Below are 1,595 nucleotides of genomic sequence, written 5' to 3' on the forward strand. Positions count from 1 at the left end.
GTAACTATTCAGCGACACCTTGCACCTTAATCCACGTTTGAAATAAACAGGAAAAGACCTATTAAAAGACAAAACAAAGTGTCTTTATTTCTTGTGTATGTGAGATGTTTTTTGTACCTTTATACCTATGAAAGAGCAAGTTACGGACATATCAAAAGTACTGCAAGACATGACGACCGAGATGCGGCTGATGCGTGAAACCATTGGTCTGCAGTATGCTGAGATTGCCAAGCTGAACCGTAACATAGAATCTCTTAATCGTCAAATACGCAAGAAGGACGAAGAAAATGCAAGACTAAAAGAACGCCTGTCTAAATACGAGAAGCCCAAGAAAAATTCCGGCAACAGCAGCACTCCGCCTAGCAAGGAGAGCATGAAAGACGAAATCGTTAGAAGAACGAAGACTCTCCGCAAGCCTAGCGGCAAGAAGCCTGGCGGTCAGGAAGGGCATGACGGGCATAAACTATCCTGCTCTTCCATGCCAAACGAGATAGTGTACGATGCTCCCAAATACTGCACTAACTGTGGTGAGTCTCTTGCCGATGCAGAGCGTGTACTTGACTATGTAACGCAAGTAATCTCAATTCCAGAGCTGAAGCCGGTAGTCAAGGAGATACGCCACTATGTTATGATATGCAAGAGTTGTGGCGAACGCATCCGTACCGCACCAAGGCGCAAGTCCAACGATGTGATTTACGATGCAAGCGTAAAGTCACTTGTCGTGTATCTCAGTGTCGTGCAGTTCCTTCCGTACGGCCGTATAGCAAGTTTTTTGCGTGAGGTATTCGGGGTTGCTCCGAGTGAAGGCTCGCTTGTAAACTGGGTGAGGGAAGCCAAAAGAAATGCACAGCCTGCCATTGAGAAAATCAAGGAATATGTCATGTCGTCAAGTGTTGTCGGTTTCGACGAGAGCGGATGCTATTGCAACAAGCGTCTTGACTGGGCATGGATTGCGCAGACTGTTTATTACACCTTGCTTTTCCGTGCTGATGGCAGAAGCTCAAAAGTGTTGACAGACAAGTTAGGCGACAGTCTGGAACGCATGACAGCCGTAACAGACCGCCATAGCGCATACTTTGCGCTTCATTTCCTCAATCATCAAGTTTGCCTTGCGCATTTGCTGCGGGAGTTACAGTATATGTCGGAACTGAATACCAAGCAGAATTGGTCAGGAAAGATAACCGACTTGTTCCGTGAAGCCATACATGAGAGGAACACTAACCCATCGACAGTAATCCCCAAGACATCATGGACAGAACGCTTGGACAGTCTGCTTAAAATAAATGTTAGCAGTCTTGGCAAAAAGTTTGAAACCGTCAAGAAGGGATTGATAAAATGCCGTGACTACATCTTCAACTTTCTTGAAGACCCATTGATACCGTCTGACAACAACGGAAGTGAACGGGGAATACGCAAATTGAAAATAAAATTGAAGAACTCTTGTACATTCCGCTCAGACTTAGGAGCAGACGCATTTCTCGAATTACATTCAATCGTTGAAACTGCCAAGAAACACAACCAAACACCGTTCAATGCTATTCAAGCCTTATTCGGGGCTTGACGGCTTGTCATGCCCTATCGCTGAATAGTTACCT

General features: G+C 45.3%; 1 protein-coding gene. It reads left to right on the plus strand.

Annotated features, from left to right (window positions below; genetic code table 11):
* Window positions 1–127: 127 nt before the first annotated feature.
* On the plus strand, window positions 128–1,561 hold the full coding sequence (locus tag HMPREF3034_RS00860; protein WP_062432442.1) for an IS66 family transposase: 1,434 nt from the start codon (window positions 128–130) through the stop codon (window positions 1,559–1,561).
* Window positions 1,562–1,595 lie beyond the last annotated feature (34 nt).

Origin of the sequence: Prevotella sp. DNF00663 (genome assembly GCF_001553265.1) — a bacterium.
In the GTDB taxonomy this organism is placed as follows: Bacteria; Bacteroidota; Bacteroidia; order Bacteroidales; family Bacteroidaceae; genus Prevotella.

Coding starts and splice junctions, on each gene's coding strand:
- HMPREF3034_RS00860 (WP_062432442.1), top strand. CDS start 128: ATGAAAGAGCAAGTTACGGACATATCAAAAGTACTGCAAGACATGACG.